This window comes from Saccharothrix sp. NBAS 001, from assembly GCF_056640475.1.
On sequence record NZ_CM153251.1, the window covers coordinates 9,350,044 to 9,367,500 of the forward strand.

12 protein-coding genes are annotated in these 17,457 nt (G+C 72.8%); 3 read left to right on the forward strand and 9 right to left on the reverse strand.

Annotated features, from left to right (window positions below; translation table 11 throughout):
- Positions 1–15: 15 nt before the first annotated feature.
- Positions 16–1,536 carry a helicase HerA-like domain-containing protein gene (locus AC0HI0_RS42235; RefSeq protein WP_480929069.1) on the forward strand — a complete coding sequence of 507 codons (1,521 nt, stop codon included), beginning with the start codon at positions 16–18 and terminating at the stop codon, positions 1,534–1,536.
- On the opposite strand, the gene AC0HI0_RS42240 is transcribed toward AC0HI0_RS42235, so the two are convergent.
- On the reverse strand, positions 1,468–2,808 hold the full coding sequence (locus AC0HI0_RS42240) for an MFS transporter (RefSeq protein WP_480934511.1): 1,341 nt from the start codon (positions 2,806–2,808) through the stop codon (positions 1,468–1,470). The genes AC0HI0_RS42235 and AC0HI0_RS42240 overlap by 69 nt on opposite strands.
- A gap of 19 nt (positions 2,809–2,827) precedes the next feature.
- On the opposite strand from AC0HI0_RS42240, the gene AC0HI0_RS42245 reads away from it, so the two are divergent.
- Positions 2,828–3,796, forward strand: coding sequence for a GlxA family transcriptional regulator (locus AC0HI0_RS42245; protein ID WP_480929070.1), 969 nt, complete (start codon positions 2,828–2,830; stop codon positions 3,794–3,796).
- A gap of 104 nt (positions 3,797–3,900) precedes the next feature.
- On the opposite strand, the gene AC0HI0_RS42250 is transcribed toward AC0HI0_RS42245, so the two are convergent.
- The 8 genes from AC0HI0_RS42250 to AC0HI0_RS42285 form a co-directional block, all read right to left on the reverse strand.
- On the reverse strand, positions 3,901–7,074 hold the full coding sequence (locus tag AC0HI0_RS42250; RefSeq protein WP_480929071.1) for a BTAD domain-containing putative transcriptional regulator: 3,174 nt from the start codon (positions 7,072–7,074) through the stop codon (positions 3,901–3,903).
- A gap of 268 nt (positions 7,075–7,342) precedes the next feature.
- Positions 7,343–8,770 (reverse strand): PH domain-containing protein, encoded by a 1,428-nt coding sequence (locus AC0HI0_RS42255; protein ID WP_480934512.1) that lies wholly within the window; start codon positions 8,768–8,770, stop codon positions 7,343–7,345.
- Between the two features lie 80 nt (positions 8,771–8,850).
- On the reverse strand, positions 8,851–9,342 hold the full coding sequence (locus AC0HI0_RS42260) for a PH domain-containing protein (protein ID WP_480929072.1): 492 nt from the start codon (positions 9,340–9,342) through the stop codon (positions 8,851–8,853).
- Between the two features lie 64 nt (positions 9,343–9,406).
- Complete coding sequence (locus AC0HI0_RS42265) at positions 9,407–9,553, reverse strand: hypothetical protein (RefSeq protein ID WP_158509349.1); 147 nt, start codon at positions 9,551–9,553, stop codon at positions 9,407–9,409.
- A gap of 512 nt (positions 9,554–10,065) precedes the next feature.
- Positions 10,066–11,391 (reverse strand): helix-turn-helix transcriptional regulator, encoded by a 1,326-nt coding sequence (locus tag AC0HI0_RS42270; RefSeq protein ID WP_480929073.1) that lies wholly within the window; start codon positions 11,389–11,391, stop codon positions 10,066–10,068.
- A 35-nt stretch (positions 11,392–11,426) separates the two neighbouring features.
- Positions 11,427–13,007 carry an AMP-binding protein gene (locus AC0HI0_RS42275; RefSeq protein ID WP_480929074.1) on the reverse strand — a complete coding sequence of 527 codons (1,581 nt, stop codon included), beginning with the start codon at positions 13,005–13,007 and terminating at the stop codon, positions 11,427–11,429.
- Entirely contained in the window at positions 13,004–14,869 is a 1,866-nt protein-coding gene (locus AC0HI0_RS42280) for an SDR family oxidoreductase (RefSeq protein ID WP_480929075.1), read from the reverse strand. Before AC0HI0_RS42280 ends, AC0HI0_RS42275 begins: the two co-directional genes overlap by 4 nt.
- A 975-nt stretch (positions 14,870–15,844) precedes the next feature.
- Positions 15,845–16,048: a hypothetical protein gene (locus tag AC0HI0_RS42285; RefSeq protein ID WP_480929076.1), complete on the reverse strand. Its 204-nt coding sequence runs from the start codon at positions 16,046–16,048 to the stop codon at positions 15,845–15,847.
- A 171-nt stretch (positions 16,049–16,219) separates the two neighbouring features.
- Here AC0HI0_RS42285 and AC0HI0_RS42290 point away from each other — a divergent pair, with 171 nt between their 5' ends.
- The gene (locus tag AC0HI0_RS42290) at positions 16,220–17,425 is read left to right on the forward strand and encodes an NAD(P)/FAD-dependent oxidoreductase (RefSeq protein WP_480929077.1); all 1,206 of its coding nucleotides are present in this window, start codon (positions 16,220–16,222) and stop codon (positions 17,423–17,425) included.
- Positions 17,426–17,457 lie beyond the last annotated feature (32 nt).

The following is a 17,457-nucleotide window of genomic DNA, read 5'->3' on the forward strand; positions in this document are numbered from 1 at the left end:
ATTACGCTCTGCGCAATGACGGCTCAGACCGATATCGCGGCGGGATACGCGTCCGAGGGCGCGGCCATCGAACTGGGTGCCGTGCTGGTCGACGGCGCGGTCGAGCCGGGCGCGCACGTCCGGATCCCGCTGGCGATGCTGAACCGGCACGGGCTGGTCGCGGGCGCGACCGGCACCGGCAAGACCAAGACGCTCCAGCTCGTCGCGGAGCAGCTCTCGGCGGCGGGCGTGCCGGTGGTCATGGCGGACGTGAAGGGCGACCTGTCCGGTCTGTCCCAACGGGGTTCGGCCGACGACCGGGTCACCTCGCGGGCGGCCGAGACCGGCGACGACTGGCAGCCGCAGGCGTGCCCGGTGCAGTTCCTGTCGCTGGGCACGGGCGGCGCGGCGGTGCCGGTGCGCGCGTCGATCACCAGCTTCGGGCCGATCCTGCTGTCGAAGGTGCTGGGGCTCAACGACACCCAGGAGTCCACGCTGGGCCTGATCTTCCACTGGGCGGACAGCCGGGGCCTGGCGCTGCTGGACACCAAGGACCTGCGGTCGGTGATCACCCACCTGACCTCCGACGAGGGCAAGGAGGACCTCAAGGGGCTGGGCGGGGTGTCGTCGGCCACCGCCGGGGTGATCCTGCGGTCGCTGGTGAACCTGGAGGCGCAGGGCGGCGACACGTTCTTCGGCGAGCCGGAGCTGGACCCGCGCGACCTGATGCGGCAGATCGACGGGCGCGGCGTGGTGACGCTGCTGGAGCTGGCCGAGTTGCAGGCCAAGCCGGCGCTGTTCTCGACGTTCCTGATGTGGCTGCTGGCGGAGCTGTTCCAGGTGCTGCCCGAGGCGGGCGACCTCGACCGGCCGAAGCTGGTGTTCTTCTTCGACGAGGCGCACCTGCTGTTCTCCGGCGCTTCCAAGGCGTTCAAGGAGCAGATCACCCAGACCGTGAAGCTGATCCGGTCCAAGGGGGTCGGGGTGTTCTTCTGCACGCAGCTGCCCACGGACGTGCCCAACGAGGTGCTCTCGCAGTTGGGCGCGCGGATCCAGCACGCGCTGCGCGCGTTCACGCCGGAGGACCAGGCGGCGCTGGCGAAGACGGTGAAGACCTACCCGACCACGCCGCACTACCAGCTGGACAAGGCGTTGACGTCGCTGGGGATCGGCGAGGCGATCGTGACGGTGCTCAGCGAGAAGGGCGCGCCGACGCCGGTCGCGTGGACCCGGCTGCGCGCGCCGCGCTCCCTTATGGACACGATCGGGCAGGACGCGATCCGGACGGCGGCGCAGTCCTCGGAGCTGCACGGCAAGTACGCGGAGACGGTGGACCGCGAATCGGCCTACGAGATCCTGGCCGCGAAGGTCGCGCCGGCTCCCGCCGAGGAGCAGCCCGCCGACCAGGGGCGGGCCGAGCCCCGGCGGGAGGAGCCGGGTCTGGTGGACAAGGTGCTGGAGAACTCGGCGGTGAAGTCGTTCTTCCGGTCAGCCGCGAGCGCTCTGGGGCGCGAGATCACCCGAGGGATCTTCGGGACCTCCCGCAAGCGCCGGTGACCGGCGGACCTTCATCGACAGCAGCGCCGCGCCGATGCTGAGCAACCCCGCCACGTACCAGGCGGGCGCGTAGTCGCCGAAGTGGTCGCGGGTGAGGCCGGCGGCGGTGGCGGCGATCGCCGCGCCGATCTGGTGCGAGGCGAACACCCAGCCGAACACGACCGGGGCGGACAGGCCGAACACCTCTCGGCACAGGGCGACGGTCGGCGGCACGGTCGCGACCCAGTCCAGGCCGTAGAAGATGATGAACACCAGCATGCTCGGGTGCACCGAGTCGTGGAACAGCTGCGGCAGCACGAGCAGCGACGCGCCGCGCAGCACGTAGTAGGCGGCGAGCAGGATGCGCGAGTCGACCCGGTCGGTCAGCCAGCCGGAGAAGATCGTGCCGACGATGTCGAACACGCCGACCAGCGCGAGCAGGCCCGCCGCCGTGGTGGTGGGCATCCCGTGGTCGTGCGCGGCCGGGATGAAGTGGGTGCCGACCAGGCCGTTGGTGGTCGCCCCGCAGATCGCGAACCCGCCCGCCAGGTACCAGAACGGGCCGGTGCGCGCGGCCGACGTGAGCGCGGTGATCGCGCGCCTGGCGGCACCGCCGGCGGGCGTCGGGCGCGGCACGACCTCGGTCCCGCCGTACGGCGGCACGCCCAGGTCGGCGGGGTACTCGCGGAGGAACAGCAGGACCAGCGGCACCACGGCCAGCGCCGCGACGGCCACCACGATCGACGCCGAGCGCCACCCCGAGGACTCCGCCAGCGACGCCACCACCGGCAGGAACACCAGCTGACCGGTCGCGCCGCCGGCCGTGAGCACGCCGGTGACCAGGCCGCGCTGCTCGACGAACCACCGGCCGGTGATCGTCGCCACGAACGCCAGCGCCATCGAGCCGGTGCCCAGCCCGACCAGCACGCCCCAGAACAGCACCAGCTGCCAGCTCGTGGTCATGAACACGGTCAGCCCGCTGCCGATCGCGACCAGGGTCAGCGCGCACGCCACCACCTTGCGCACGCCGAACCGCTCCATGAGCGCCGCGGCGAACGGCGCGGTGAGGCCGAACAGCAGGAGGTTCACCGACACGGCCAGCCCGATCGTGGCGGTGGACCAGCCGAACTCCGCCTGGAGCGGTTCGATCAGCGCGCCCGGGGTCGCCCGGAACCCGGCGGCCCCGATCAGCGCGACGAAGCTGACGCCCGCGACCACCCATGCCCATCTGCTTCGAGTCACGTCAGGAGCGTGCTCGATCGTCCGCGCCCGGACCAGTGGCCTGACGGCCATCATGTGCAAGAATCCGGCCATGACGCACCTGGTGGCCGTGCTGGCGCTGGACCACGTCGTGGGCTTCGACCTGGGCACCCCGTCGCAGATCTTCAACGCCGCCCGCGCGGACGACGACGTGCGCTTCTACCAGGTGCGCGTGTGCACGCCCGGCGCACGTCCGGTGCGCAGTTCGGCGCAGTTCACGATCACCCCGGACCACGGGTTGGAGCTGCTCGCCGAGGCGGACACCGTGCTCGTGGCCGGCGTGCACTACGGCGCGCGTGTGCTGGAGGACGGCACGGTCGAGGACAGCGTGCGTGACGCCTTGCGCGCCGCTGCGGCACGGGGCGCGCGTGTGGTGTCGATCTGCACGGGGGCGTTCGTGCTCGCCGCTGCGGGCCTGTTGGACGGACGTAAGGCGACCACGCACTGGATGCACGCCGACAACTTCCGTCGGCTGTTCCCCGCCGTCGACCTCGACCCGGACGTGCTGTTCGTGGACGACGGCGACGTGCTCACGTCGGCCGGCGTCGGCGCGGGCATCGACCTGTGCCTGCACGTGGTGCGCAGCGACCTCGGCGCGGAGATCGCCAACGCGGCGGCGCGGCGGTGCGTGGTGCCGGCGTGGCGGCCGGGCGGGCAGTCGCAGTTCATCGTGCGGCCGGTGCCGGACGCCCCGGACGCGTCCACCGCGCCCGCCCGCGCGTACGCGTTGGCGCACCTGGACGAACCGCTGGAGCTGCGCGCGCTGGCCGGGCACGTGCGGATGAGCGTGCGGACGTTCACCCGGCGGTTCCGGGAGGAGACCGGGGTCAGCCCGGGCAAGTGGATCACCCAGCAGCGGGTCGAGCGGGCGCGGCACCTGCTGGAGACCACCGGGCTCGGGATCGACCAGGTGGCCCGGCACGCCGGCTTCGGGACCGGCGCGGCGCTGCGGCAGCAGATGAGCGCGCTGGTGGGCGTGTCGCCCAGCGCGTACCGGACGACGTTTCGTTCGGCGGTCTAGCGGGGGCGGCCGGACTGGAACGGGCCGGGCACGGGCGGCGGCGACCGTTCCGGCGGGATCGCGGCACGGCGATCGGCCCGTGCGGGGTGCGGCTGAGGTCCGGTTCAGCCGAACGTGCGGTCCGGGGGTTCGCCCGGGGCCACGACATCGGCGCCCGGCTCGTGCGGCCGGTCCGGGAAGCCCGACCGCCGGGCGAGAACGTCCTGCCGCACCAACCCGAAACCGTGCTTGTCGGCCAACGCCGAAGCCTGTCGCAACGACTCCCCGTCACCCAGGCCGACCAGCGACTGGGCCTGCGGGTAGGGCGCCCGGATCCGCCGCGCCAGCGCCAGCGCCTCCTCGTGCAGCGCGCGGGCGCGGTCGTGGTCGCCCAGCGCGGTCCGGATCGTGCCCAGGCAGTTCAGCGCGTCGATCTCGGCGGCGCGCTCGCCGGTCCGCCGGTTCAGGTCCAGCGCCACCTCGGCGGTGGCCAGGGCGCTGGTCGGGTCGCCCGCCGCGAACTCCACCTTGGCCAGCACGACCAGGGTCTGGCTCTCCGAGGCCAGGTCGCCGATCTCCCGGAAGAACGCCAGCGACCGCAGCCCGTGCTCGCGGGCCTCGGCGATGCGCCCCCGCCGCCGCAGCACGCCCACCATCGCGCCGGTCGCCATCGCCTCCACGTACTGCGAGCCGATGGCCAGGCACAGGTCCGCCGCCTCCTGGTAGCGCCGCGCGGCCAGGTCGAGGTCGCCGCCGACGTAGGCCGCGTTGCCCAGCAGCACCAGGGTGGTGCACCGGGTCTGGTCCGAACCGGACAGCCGCAGCGAGTGCTCCAGGTGCGCGGTGGCCCGGTCCAGGTCGCCCAGGTGGTAGAGCGACGAGGCGAGCGTGCCGCTGGCCGCAGCCTCGCCCTCGGACCACCCGGCGGCGCGGGCGAGGTCGAGCGTGACCGCGCTCTGCTCGGCCGCCCCGACCTGGTCGCTGCCGCGCAGCCGCGCGCTGCTCAGGCTCAGGCTCGCGGCGGCCGCCAGCCCGGTGTCGCCCGCCGAGCGGGCCAGGGCCAGCGCGGTCTCGGCGGTCGACGCCCAGAGCGTGATCTTCATGGTCAGCCAGAAGTAGCCGCGCAACGCGTCGGCCAGCAGGCACGCGATCCGCGCCACCCCGGCGAACCGGCGGTCGGCGACGGCGGCGGCGAGGTTCGCGATCTCGTCGTTCAGCCACGCCAGCGCGGATTCCCGGTCCGCGAACGGCCTGGTCCCGCCGATGCAGGTGGGCAGGCGCAGCATGTGCGGGTAGGCGGCCCGCGCCGCGCCGTCCGCCCGGTCCAGGTACCAGCGGTACAGCCGTTGGGCCGCTTCGGTTTCCGCCTCGGCCAGTTCGCGCGCGTAGAGGCGCAGCAGGTCGTGGAAGCCGTACCGGTCGGGGGAGTGCTCCTGCACCAGGTGCGCGGACGAGAGCACCCGCAGGCCCCGCTGGGCGTCACCGCGGTAGGTGTCCAGCAGGGCCGCCGCCGCGTCGGCCGTGAAGCTCGGTCCCGGCACGGCGCCCAGCAGCCGGAACAGCCGGCGGTGCGGTTCGGCCAGCCGCCGGTAGGACAGCTCGAACGCGGTGCGCACGGCGTCCTCCTCGGTGCCGTCGATGCCGAGCTGGGCCAGCCGGTTGCCCTCGCGCAGCTCCACGACCTGGCCCGCCAGCGGCCGGTGCGGCTGGTCGGCCAGGTTCGCCGCGACCACCCGCAGCGCCAGCGGCAGGTGCGCGCACAGCTCGGCCAGCTCCCGCGCGGCCTCCGGCTCCGCGGCCACGCGGTCCGCGCCGAGCGCCCGTTCCAGCAGCGCCCGCGCGTCCTCGGCAGACAGCACGTCCAGCGGGAGCCGCGCCAGTCCTTCGTGCGCGGCCATGCCGCCCAGCCGGTTGCGGCTGGTGATCAGGGCCAGGCTGCCCGGCCCGCTGGGCAGCAGCGGCCGGACCTGCTCCGCGCCGGCCGCGTTGTCCAGCACCACCAGCACCCGGCGGCCGGCCAGCGTCGAGCGGTACAGCGCGGCGGCCTCGTCCGGGTCGGCGGGCACCCGTTCGGGCGGCACGCCGAACGCGCGCAGGAACCGCCCGAGCGCCTCGGCGGGCCGGACCGGTTCGTGCTCGGCGAACCCGCGCAGGTCGATGTAGAGCTGGCCGTCCGGGAACCGGTGCCGCACGTGGTTGGCCCACCGCACGGCCAGCGCGGTCTTGCCGACCCCCGCCGTGCCCGCGATGGCCGTGATGCCGACCGCCCCGCCCTGGCCCGCGAGCAGCCCGTCCAACCGCAGCAGCTGGGCCCGCCGGCCGGTGAAGTGGTTGGTCGCCACCGGCAGCTGGGCGGGCACCAGGTCCGGCGGTTCGGGCAGGTCCCGGCGCAGCACCCGGACGTGCGCGTCGCGCAGCTCCGCGCCGGGTTCGACGCCCAGCTCGTCCACCAGCCGGGCCCGGATCCGGGCGAACTCCTCCAGCGCGGCGGCCTGCCGGCCGTCCGCCGCCAGCGCGCGCACCAGCCGGGCGTGCAGGCCCTCGTGCAGCGGTTCCCCGACCACCAGCCGCCGCAGGTGGTCCACGGCCGTCCCGGCCACCTGGTGGTCCAGCGCGAGGTCGGCGAGGTCCAGCGCGGCCGACGTCCGGCGGGCGGTGATCGCGTGCGCGGTCGGGTGGTCGCGCACCGCCTCCGGCAGGTCCGCCAGCACCGGCCCGCGCCACAGGTCCAGCGCCTCGGACAGCAGCCGGACCGCCTCGGCCGGCCGGGCGTCGCGGGCCCGCGCCACCAGCGCGTCGAACCGCAGCAGGTCCAGGTCGTCCACCGCGAGCCGGTAGCCGTGCCGCGACGCGCGCACCGCCGCCGGGTCGTCCAGCGCGGCCCGCACCCTCGCGACGTAGCCGTGCACCAGGTTCTGCCAGGAGGGCGGCACGTCCTCGCCCCACAGCACGTCCACGATCTCCGCCCGCGACACCGGCTGCCCGGGGTGCACGGCCAGCAGCGCCAGCAGCACCCGCGGTTTGCGGGACTCCCACCGGACCGGACCGCCCGCCACCACCTCCAGCGGACCCAGCACGCCGATCCTCGGCCCGGCGGGCGGCCACTGGAGACCGACCGCCTCGGCCAGCTTGGCCAACGACGTGGCGTGCGGCCGGGTCGCCCGGCCCTGCTCGACCGCGCGGATGGTCCGGACGCTCACCCCCGAGCGCGCCGCGAGGTCCGCCTGGGTCATCCCGTTGTCCAGCCGGTGTCTTCGCACCGCGCGGGCGAATCGCGAGAGCTGGTGGGCGTCGCGCATGGGGTCAATCGTGTCAGCGTCGCGGCCCGGTTGCCGCCGGTATTGCCGATCGCCTCGCATCGCGGGACGTCCCCGCAGGTCGGGATCGACCCGGGCCGCTACAGCGGTACCTCCACCCCGGCGTCCTAACGTTCGTGGTGCGCCGGATCGTTGGGCGGTCCGGCGCACCAGGTGAGTGGGGCGTCCGGAGAGGGGGGAAGTGGCGTCGGAGCCGCGTGACCGCCGTGAACGCGGGTCCTTCCGGTCCCGGGGGCGACGGGTGCCCCACTCACCTGTCCAGGAACGGCCGCAGCAGGTCCGGCACCGCCTCGTCGGCCATCGCCAGGCCGTCGGCCTCGCCGACGTCCACCACGTGGTAGGCCCCGTCGCCCGCCGCGGTGGTCGCGGAGATCGTGACCAGCCCGGCGCGGCGCTGGAAGAACGACCGCGACACCCGCCAGCCGATGATGCCGGTGCGTTGCAGCGCGATCGTCTCCCGCACCGCCGAACCCCGGCGGGCCACCAGGTACCGGTCGGTCAGCGCGTGGCCCAGCGAGCGGTACCGGTCCCAGCCCAGCAGCGCCGAGAACGGCACCAGCGCCAGCACCACCTGCCACGTCCACGCCGGCGCGAAGAACGCCAACCCGGCCGCCGCCACCAGCAGCGGCACCACCGCGCGCACCATCCGGCGGCGCAACGCCGCGGCCGGGTGCCGGCGCAACGGGGTCACCGTCGGCGGCGGCGCGTGCCGCAGCACCTCCGCGCTCACCCGGTGGGCCTCGGCGATCGGCGCGGGCGGCAGCAGCAGGTTGCTCTCGCCCTTGCGGCCCAACCCCGTCGTCACGGTCTTCGCGTGCGCGCCGCGCCCGGCCCGCAGCAGCAGCGGTTCCAGGATCTCCACGCCGCGAAGTCGTTGCTCGGCAACGGAAACCGAGCGGGTGGTCAGCAGGCCGCGGCGCACCCGGACGGTGTCGTCGGGCTCGCGGGTCAGCCGGTAGCCCCAGAACTGCACCACGTAGACGACCACCGACCCGAACCCGGCGATCACCAGCACCACACCCGCCAACAGGCCCACGGTCAACCCGACCGGTTGGTCCATCACCCAGTGCGCGGCGGCGGTGAGCGGCCCGAGGACCTCCACCTCCAGCTCCCGCGCGAAGTTCGCCGTCAGACCGAACAGCGCGCCGACCGCGACCAGCCCGGACAGCGTCAACGGCGCGAACCGCAACCACCGCGCGTCCCAGGCGGACAGTTCCTCGCCGGCGCGCTCGACGACGTCCGCGACCGGTGCGCCACCCCCGGTCTCGCGCACGACCTGCGTCAGCAGCAACACCCGCAGCCGCTCGGCCTCCGCCGACGACACCGCGTCGAGCGTCAGGCCGTCCTCGCCCGGCTGGTCGCGCTGACCCGTGCCGACCCGGATCGCGGACAGCCCGAACAGCCGGTGCCCGAGCTTCGCGGTCAGGTCGACCGTCCGGATCCGCTCGCGCGGCACCGCCAGCCGCTTGCGCACCAGCAGCCCGGTGTTGATCTCCACCTGGTCGTCGGTGATCCGGTACCGGGTGGTGATCCAGCGCAGCAGCCCGAACAGCACGATCGCGCCGATCACGCCGGTGCTGACCAGGATCCGCCAGGTCTCGCCCTTGCCCAGCACGATCAGGCCGATGAACAGCGGCACCAGCCCGATGATCTCGTTCAACGGCCGCACCACCAGCATCCGCACGTCCAGCCGGTGCCAGTCGACCACCGGCTCGACGAACGCCGGCGCGGCGGGGAACTCCCCGGACGGCTCGATCGTCACGTCGCGTCCCCCGGCGTGGCCTGCGTGGTGCTGGTCAGCTCGTCGGCCAGCCGCACCGCGTCGGCGTGGTCGAGGCCCTCGATGTGCACCGGGCCCGCCGCCGACGCCGTCGTCACGGTCACCGTCGACAACCCCAGCAGCTGCTGCAACGGCCCGCGCTTGGTGTCCACGGTCTGGATCCGGGAGACCGGGGCGATCCGCCACTCCTGGTTCAGCCAGCCGGCCAGCGTGTAGACCGCCTCCGGCGTGGCCTCCCAGCGGTGCACCCGGTACCGCCAGCGCGGCATGACCAGGGTGTGCGCGGTGCCCACGGCCAGCGTGGCCACCGCTACCGCGACCTGCCACGGCGAGCGGCTGAACACCAGCGCCACGAGCTGCGGCACCAGCAGCACCGCCCACCCGATCAGGGCGTTCAACGTCCACAGGGTGATCGACTTGCGGCTCACGCGGTGCCGCGGCGCACGCAGGCGCAACTGATCGGTGCTCACGACGTCCACAATGCCCCAAGGCCGGACCCGCGCGGACGCGGACCCGGCCTCGGGAGTGCGTGACCTACGGCGCGACGTACGGCGGCATGAAGATCTCCGTCGAGGTGCCTTCACGCTGCACGTCCGCGCTCGCTGGCGCGGCCAGGACGGCGCCGAGCCCGGCGCAGAGGGCCACGACGGCGAGGATCCTGCGGATCGCGTTGACAACCATCGTCAAGCTCCATTCGTTGGTAGCGGCCTGGAGGAGGACGACGACCGGGGTCGTCGCCGGGTGGCCGGCCGGGCCGGCGCGTGGTTCGGCGCTCGGCTGCGCGCGACACGTCGGCGGCGTCGGACGCCGTCCGGCCGAGGACCGGCCGGCTGAGTGCCGCGGCTGCGTGAGCCGGAGACGCTGCTCGGTGCGGCGGACCGGCCGCGCGCCGGTCGTCCGCCGGGTGCTGGAAGGGGCCGGCGCGAAGCCGTGCGGCAGGACGGGCACGCGTCGCCACGGGGCGACCTCTCGCGGGCTCCGAGGCCCACCGACCACCCGCATCGCACTACCGCCGCTTCGCCAGGGGACGCAGGGACAAGCGTCCGAGCGGAGCATGACACACAGGTGTCATCCGGCTCATCACCCAGTTCTGTCGCATCGGGATAGGCAAAACCCCCAAGCGGGACGTTCCGGTTGTCGTGAACATCCCACCATTGGCGGCAACGAGAGGGCCGTTCGCCCGGTTACGCGTCTCAACCCGTGGAATCGTCGACGAGGTCGAGCCACCACACCGCGGCCCCCGCGCGGTCCCGGACGCCGATGGTCCGGTAGATCCGCTGGAGGTGGTTCTGGACCGTCTTCGGCGACAGCCCCAGCTCCTCCGCGATGGCCGTCGTGCTGGCCCCGTCGGCCACCCGCCGGAGCACCTCGATACCCCGTTTGGTCAGCCCCGCCGCCAGCGCCCGCGCGATCCGCCGGTTCACCTGTTCGGCCGAGGACGACGTGCGCAGCGGCGGTTCGTGCCGGTGCCCGCGCACCACCGTGTTCTCCCGGCGCGGCTCGAACCGGTGGTGCGCCAACTGCTCGACCAGCCGGGCCGACAGGTCGTGCTCCCGCATCCGGAGCAGGTCACGGCCTTCCTGGAGTTCCCACAGCCGGTACTGCTCCAGCTGGGCGCGGGCGTGGTGCAGCGCGATCCCCAGCTGCCCGGCCCGCTCGTGGGCGACGCTCAACGCGCCGTGCGCCCGCACCGCGACTTCCCGCGCCAGGCAGCCCATGGCGAGTTCGGCGGCCTGCGTGAGCTGCCGGATCTGGTCGGCCTGCCGCCCCCGCGCCCCGTTCACCCGGGCCCGCGCCATCAGCAGCTCGGCCCGCAGCACCGGCCGTTCCCGGCCGGCCAGCAACTGGTCGGCCCGCTGGCACGACCGCAGCGCCCGGTCCAGCTCGCCCAGGTCCAGCCGGACGTGCGCGAGCAGCAGGTTGACCCGCGCCATCCGGACCGGTTCGTCGAGGTTCTTCCACTTGTCCCGGACCTGCGCGCACAGCGCTTCGGCGCGCCGCAGCTTGCGCACGCACGGCTCGCCGTCCGGGCTGCACCGGGTCGCCTCGGCGCGCACCATGCAGTGCTCGTGGTACTGGGTGCGCATCAGGTTCGCCTGCTCGAACAGGATCGAGCCGATCAGCTCGGCGTCCCCGGTCAGCTCGGCCAGCCCCAACGCGCGCGCCAGCGAGTGCAGCGACCGCTCCCGCGAGTCCAGCCGCAGCTCCACCACGGCCCGCGAGAAGCTGCACCACGCCTGGAGCAGCGCGTGCCGGTTGGCCGACGCGATCTGCTGCACCCGGTCGATGGTGTCCAGCGCGCCCGGCAGCAGCCCGCGCTTGCCCAGCGCGACCGACTGGGCGAGCACGCCCTGCGCCACGCCTTCCGCGTCGTCCAGCCAGGAGAACGCCGCGACGGCCTTCTCCGCGAACTCCAGCGCGTCCCCGGGACGGCCCTCGTCCAGGGCCATCCGCGCCTCACGCAGGTTCGTCACCGCGTTGGCGCGAGGATCGGCCGTTCGCTGAACGGGAATCGTCATCCGGTCCACCAGCCCCCTTGAAGGCCGAAGGATACTCACCCCAACTCCCGCTTGAGCACCTTTCCGGTGGCGTTGCGCGGCAGCGCGTCGAGGAACACCACCTCACGGGGCACGGAGAACTTCGCCAGGTGGCCCCGCACGTGCTCGCGGACCGCGTCGGCGTCCAACGCCCCCGGCCGCTCGCACACCACGTACGCGACCAGCCGCTGCCCGAACCGCTCGTCCGGCACGCCGACCACCGCCACCTCGCGCACGCCCGCGAGCCCGGCCAGCAGGTCCTCCACCTCGCGCGGGTAGACGTTCTCGCCACCGGAGACGATCATCTCGTCGTCGCGGCCGGCCACGAACAGCAGCCCCGAGGCGTCCCGGTACCCGAGGTCCCCGGTGGACATCAGCCCGTCCCGGGTCTCCTTGCCGCTCCCGTTGGTGTAGCCGTCGAACAACATCTCGTTGGCCACGAAGATCCGCCCGGTGGCCCCGGTCGGCACCGGGCGGCCGCCCTCGTCCAGGATCTCGACCCGCGTCCCGTGCGGCGGCACCCCGGCCGTGTCCGGATGGCGTTCCAGCTCGTCGGGGCGCGCGATGGACACCCACGAAACCTCGGTCGAGCCGTAGAGGTTGTAGAGCACCGGCCCGAACTCCCTCAGGCACCGCCGCGCGACCGGCGGCGGCAACGCCGACCCGCTCGACGCGACCACCCGCAGAGCCGGCAGGTGCGGACGCCCCGTCGACTCCAGAATCCGTTGCAGCATGACGGGAACCACGAACAACGCCGTGCTGCCGTGCCGCCGGGCGTCGGCCAACGTCGAAGCGGGTTCGAACTTCCGCCGCAGCACGAACGTCGCACCGAGCACCAACCCGATCTGGAACGCCGCCAACCCCCACGTGTGGAACAGCGGCGCGGGCACCGAAAACCGGTCCCCGGCCTTCAGCGGGATCCGCGACAACAACGCCGCCGCCGGCGTCAACGACGCGGGCTCGGGCCGCCGAGCCCCCTTGGGCGACCCGGTGGTCCCCGACGTCAACACGATCAACCGCCCGCGCGGCGGCCGTTTCCCCAACGGCGTGGCCGGCGCCGCCGCGATCAACCCCTCCACGGTCCGGCTCTTGGTCGTGCCCTCGACCCAGGCCATGACCCGCCGCACCTTGCGCGGCGCGTCGGCCAACAACTCCCGGAACTCCGTGTCGGCCACCACGACCGAGACGTCCTGCTCCCGCAACACGGTCGCGATCTGCGCGGCGGACAACCCGGTGTTCAGCAGCACGACGTGCGCACCCAGCTTCACGCACGCCGTCACGGTCTCGACGAAACCCCTGTGGTTGCGGCACAACACCGCCACCCGCCCGCCGGCCGCCACCCCGAGACCGCGCAACCCGTGCGCCAACCGCGTGGTCCGCAGGTCCACCTCCCGATAGGTCAGCGACCCCAGGTCGTCGACCACCGCCGCGCGGTCGGGATGCCGCGCCGCGCCGATCGCGAACCCGGACGCGATCGTCAAGTCCCAGCGCAGGTACGCGTCCAGCACCCCCACCAGCCGGCCGGGTCCCATCGGCCGCACCACCCCGGCCCGGACCAGCGTCACCAACGCGCGCAACGCGCCCACCACCCGGTTCACCGGACGGCCCGCAGGACGAGCCGCGTCACCCCGGCCGCGACCGAGGCCAACGGCGGGGTGCGGGGCCGACCACCCTCCGGCATGGCGCGATAACCCAGGTGCGCCAACGACCTCACCGTCCGGGGAGCGGCCTTGCGGGCGAACTCGACCAGCACCCCGAACGGCCGGTTCACCTCCTCCGGGCGGCGTTCCAACGCGCGCACCACCCACTGCGCGGCACGTTCCGGCGTGGCGGCGGGGAACGCGTCGTAGGCCGAGGTGGGCCCGATCATGGGCGTGCGCACCAACGGCATCCGCACCGACGTGAACGTGACCCCGTCCGCGACGGTCTCGCTCGCGGCCACCCGGCTGAACGCGTCCAACGCCGCCTTCGACCCGAGGTAGGCGGAGAACCGGGGCGTGTTGATCTGGACACCCATGCTGGAGATGTTCACGACGTGCCCGAAACGCCGTTCGCGCATGTGCGGCAACAACCCCAGGATCAACCGCAGCGGCGCGAAGTAGTTCAACGCCATCGTCCGCTCGTAATCGTGCAACCGGTCGACCGACAGGTGCACCGACCGCCGGATCGAGCGGCCCGCGTTGTTGACCAACATGTCGACCCCGTCGTGCTCGGCCAACACCTGCTTCAACAACGCCCCGACAGCCTCGCCGTCCGTGAGGTCGCACGGGTAGGCGAACGCCGTGCCACCGAACCCCCGGATCTCCCCGACGACCGCGTCCAGTTCCTCCGCGCGCCGCGCCACGAGCAGCAACGCGGCCCCCTTGCGCGCCACAGCGAGCGCACTGGCCCGCCCGATCCCCGACGAGGCCCCGGTGATCATCACCGTCCGCCCGTCCAACCCGCGTCGACGTGCGGCGCGCAGCGGATCGAGGTGCGCGGCCCAGTACCGCCACAACACCGACGCGTACGAGTCGAACTCCGGCGGCTCCAACCCCGTCACAGCCCGCGTACCGGTCGAGTCGAACTCCGCGTGCAACGCCACGTGCGGCACCACCTCGGGCGGGATCCCCAACTCCGCCAACACCCCCGCCAACACCGAACCGGAAGGCACAGCCGGCAACGGCAAAGACGGCCACCCCACCCGGACCCGTGGCGCGTCGACACAGGAGGCAAGGGCGTTGTAGACCTCCGACAGCCCCTGCGACCGGGTCGAGGTCAGGTGGAACGTGCTCCCGTCCGGCACGTCGGCGTGGATCAACCGCTCCAACGCCGACACCACGAAATCGACCGGAACCAGATTCGTCGCCCCGAAACGCGGAGCCACCAGGGGCACCCACCGGGGCAGCCGCCCCAGCGCGGCGACCGCCGGAAAGAAGAAGTACGGCCCGTCGACCTTGTCGATCTCCCCGGTGCGGGAATCCCCGACCACCACCCCCGGCCGGTAGATCCGCCAGGACACGTCGGACGAGCGGACCGCCTTCTCAGCGGCGAACTTCGTCACGTGGTACGCGGAAGGCAGCGCCTGACCCAGGTCGAAGTCGCCTTCGCGGAACGTCCCCCGATGATCACCGGCAACCGCGATGGACGAGACGTGGTGAAGCAACCGAGACCCACTGCGCCGCACGTACTCCAACACCCGCTCGGTGCCCCCGACGTTGACAGCCGCCTGCTCGTCGAGCCCGACCGAGAAGTCGTAAACCGCCCCCAGGTGCACCACGTGGTCGACCGCCGGCGCCGAGATGGGGGAGGAGGTGAGGTCCCCCAACACCAACGACAGCCGAGGATGCCGCACGACCCGATCCGCAGACGACGGCCTGACCAGCACAAACACCCGCTCGCAGTCGTCGCGCCCAAGCAGCCTCTCGACCAGGCGCCGCCCGATGAAACCCGTAGCGCCAGTGACGAAGTAGGTACTCACAGCCCCGATACTGACACTACCTACCCGCGAGTAGGAAGACCTGGCGGCCAATTCGGACCGACACCAAGCGACGACCAACACCCACCAACGGCCACACAACAGCCGCGCCAAGCCCACCAACAGCCACACAACAGCCGGGCCAAGCCCACCAGCAGCCACACAACAGTCAGACCTCGCGACCAACAGCGCGCGCAGCGCGCACACCACTCCGCCGGCTGCGTGTCATCCCCGTATGGCCTGCCCGTCCGGCGAGGACTCTTTCTCAGTCTCCCGAGGCAAAACCGCAGGTCACAGCGCCTCAACCCACTCCGGCGCGGCCTCCGGCCCCCGACACCATTATCCCACGCACCACCGACAATCCCGGCGTGCCCACCCCTGGGGCAGCCCTCACCCAGGACCACCAGGCCGACCCCCACAAGCCCCGCGCCTCAAGCCAGGCAACCACGGCAAGCCTCACGCCTCAGCCCGGCAGCCTCACGGCCTCAGCCCTGCAAGCCTCAAGCGTGGCAGCTCCATACTTCAGCCTCGCAAGCCCCGGGCTCGGCAAGCCTCATGCGCAGTAAGCCTCAAGCCCCACGCTCAGCAAGCCGAAAACAAGACCGACACCTCAACACAGCACCGATCCGCAACACAGCATCGATCCACAACACAGCGCCGATCCACCGCTCGACCCACACGGCAGCCACCAGCCGCCCAACGCACCGGCAGCCACCCCACCACCACAAGCCACGGAACCTCAGAGCCGAGGAGTCGAGGTCGCTGAACGCAGAGCCCGCACGCAGAGCCCTGTCGCGAAGCCCTCTCGCGCCCACAACCGACCCCACCGCCAAGCTCGCAGCGCCCGCCAAGCACTCAGCGCCCATCAAGCACTCAGTGCCCATCAAGCACGCCGAGCCCGCCCTGAAGCCTGCCGACTCCTCGTGCCCGCCGCACCTGCACACACACCGACACACGCACCCGCACCCGCCACGCGGGTCAGTTCTCGGGCATGCCCGAAGCGTTCACCACCGCATCGCGCAAGGCGGCTCGCAGCCGCCCCACCTCCAGTGGCGTCAGCACGGCGGCTTCACCCGGTGGCACGGTGACCACCACATGCCCCTGGCTGACGAAGACGGTCATGTCACGGCGACGGGATGCGATGTCGCGGCAGGAGATCTGCCACTCCTTGCCTGTACCCACGGCCCCGAACCTCCAACTGTCTCGACACGGGTGCTCGGACCAATCCGGGCGCTCGCGGGGGTGAGACGCACGCGGGTTGGTGCCATGACGGGATCTCCCGACGGGCGACCGTGCCGAGCTGCCGATAGCGTCGCATGGAGTCATCACTCCAGTCACCTGGGAGGGTGAAAAATGGCTGAACCGCAACGGATCGTGATAATTGGATCAGGGCTCGCCGGAGCCTCGGCTGCGGGCGCGTTGCGGGAACGGGGGTACGACGACGAGCTGGTACTGATCGGCCGCGAGGCTCATCAGCCCTACGAACTGCCTGCTCTGTCCAAGGACGTGCTGCTCGGGAACGCCGACGAGCCCAACCGCGTGCACGAGCCGGACTTCTACGAAACCCACTCGGTCGACCTCCGGCTGGGTGTCGAGGTCACCGAACTGCGCCTCGGTGACCGCGTGGTCGTAGACACGGATGGAGCAACGCATTCGTACGATCGGTTGGTCCTGGCGACCGGCTCCACTCCGCGCACGCTCCCCGTCCCCGGGCAAGACCTCCCAGGTCTGCGCACCCTCCGCACGGTCGAGGATTCGCTGGCCCTGCGCGCCGCCCTGGTCCGACGCCCGCGCGTGGTCGTCGTCGGCGCGGGCTGGATCGGCTGCGAGGTCGCCGCGGCGGCCCGGTCGCACGGCGCGGAGGTCACCGTGGTCGATCCCGTCGACCTGCCGCTGCGCCGGGTCCTCGGACCGGCCGTGGCGAAGGTGTTCCACGACCTCCACCGGGACAACGGTGTGCACTGGCGGCTGGGCGTCGGCGTCGACGGATTCGTCCCGGGCGGCGTGCGGCTGGCCGACGGGTCCGAGGAGCACGGCGACCTGATCGTCCTCGGCGTGGGCGCGAAGCCCAACACCGAACTCGCCGAGAAGGCCGGCCTGGCCATCGCGGACGGCGGCGTCGCCGTGGACGGCGCGCTGCGGACGTCGCACCCCGACGTCTGCGCGATCGGCGACATCGCGGCCCACGACCACCCGCGCTACAACCGCCGGGTCCGCGTCGAGCACTGGGCGAACGCCAAGGACCAGGGCGCGCACGTCGCGGGCACCCTGCTCGGCCTGGACGAGCCGTACACCGCCGCGCCCTACTTCTTCTCCGACCAGTACGACCTGGGGATGGAGTACCGGGGCCTGGCCGACGCCGAACGCGACCAGCTCGTCGTCCGGGGCGATCTCGACGGCCGCGACTTCACCGCGTTCTGGCTGCACGAGGGCCGGCTCCAGGCTGCGATGAACGTCAACCAGTGGGACGACGGCGTCGCCCTGCAAGCGCTGGTCGACGCGCACGCCGTCGTGTCGCCCGACCAACTGCGCACCGCCACGCTCTCGGACCTCGTCTGAGAAGCGGGGACCACCACACCCCGCGCGGACGG

What these genes read in the sequence shown, in the direction of transcription:
- AC0HI0_RS42240 (WP_480934511.1), bottom strand. Translation starts at nt 2,808, where the DNA reads ATGGCCGTCAGGCCACTGGTCCGGGCGCGGACGATCGAGCACGCTCCT.
- AC0HI0_RS42270 (WP_480929073.1), bottom strand. Translation starts at nt 11,391, where the DNA reads ATGACGATTCCCGTTCAGCGAACGGCCGATCCTCGCGCCAACGCGGTG.
- AC0HI0_RS42250 (WP_480929071.1), bottom strand. Translation starts at nt 7,074, where the DNA reads ATGCGCGACGCCCACCAGCTCTCGCGATTCGCCCGCGCGGTGCGAAGA.
- AC0HI0_RS42290 (WP_480929077.1), top strand. Translation starts at nt 16,220, where the DNA reads ATGGCTGAACCGCAACGGATCGTGATAATTGGATCAGGGCTCGCCGGA.
- AC0HI0_RS42255 (WP_480934512.1), bottom strand. Translation starts at nt 8,770, where the DNA reads ATGCTGGTGGTGCGGCCGTTGAACGAGATCATCGGGCTGGTGCCGCTG.
- AC0HI0_RS42235 (WP_480929069.1), top strand. Translation starts at nt 16, where the DNA reads ATGACGGCTCAGACCGATATCGCGGCGGGATACGCGTCCGAGGGCGCG.
- AC0HI0_RS42245 (WP_480929070.1), top strand. Translation starts at nt 2,828, where the DNA reads ATGACGCACCTGGTGGCCGTGCTGGCGCTGGACCACGTCGTGGGCTTC.
- AC0HI0_RS42265 (WP_158509349.1), bottom strand. Translation starts at nt 9,553, where the DNA reads ATGGTTGTCAACGCGATCCGCAGGATCCTCGCCGTCGTGGCCCTCTGC.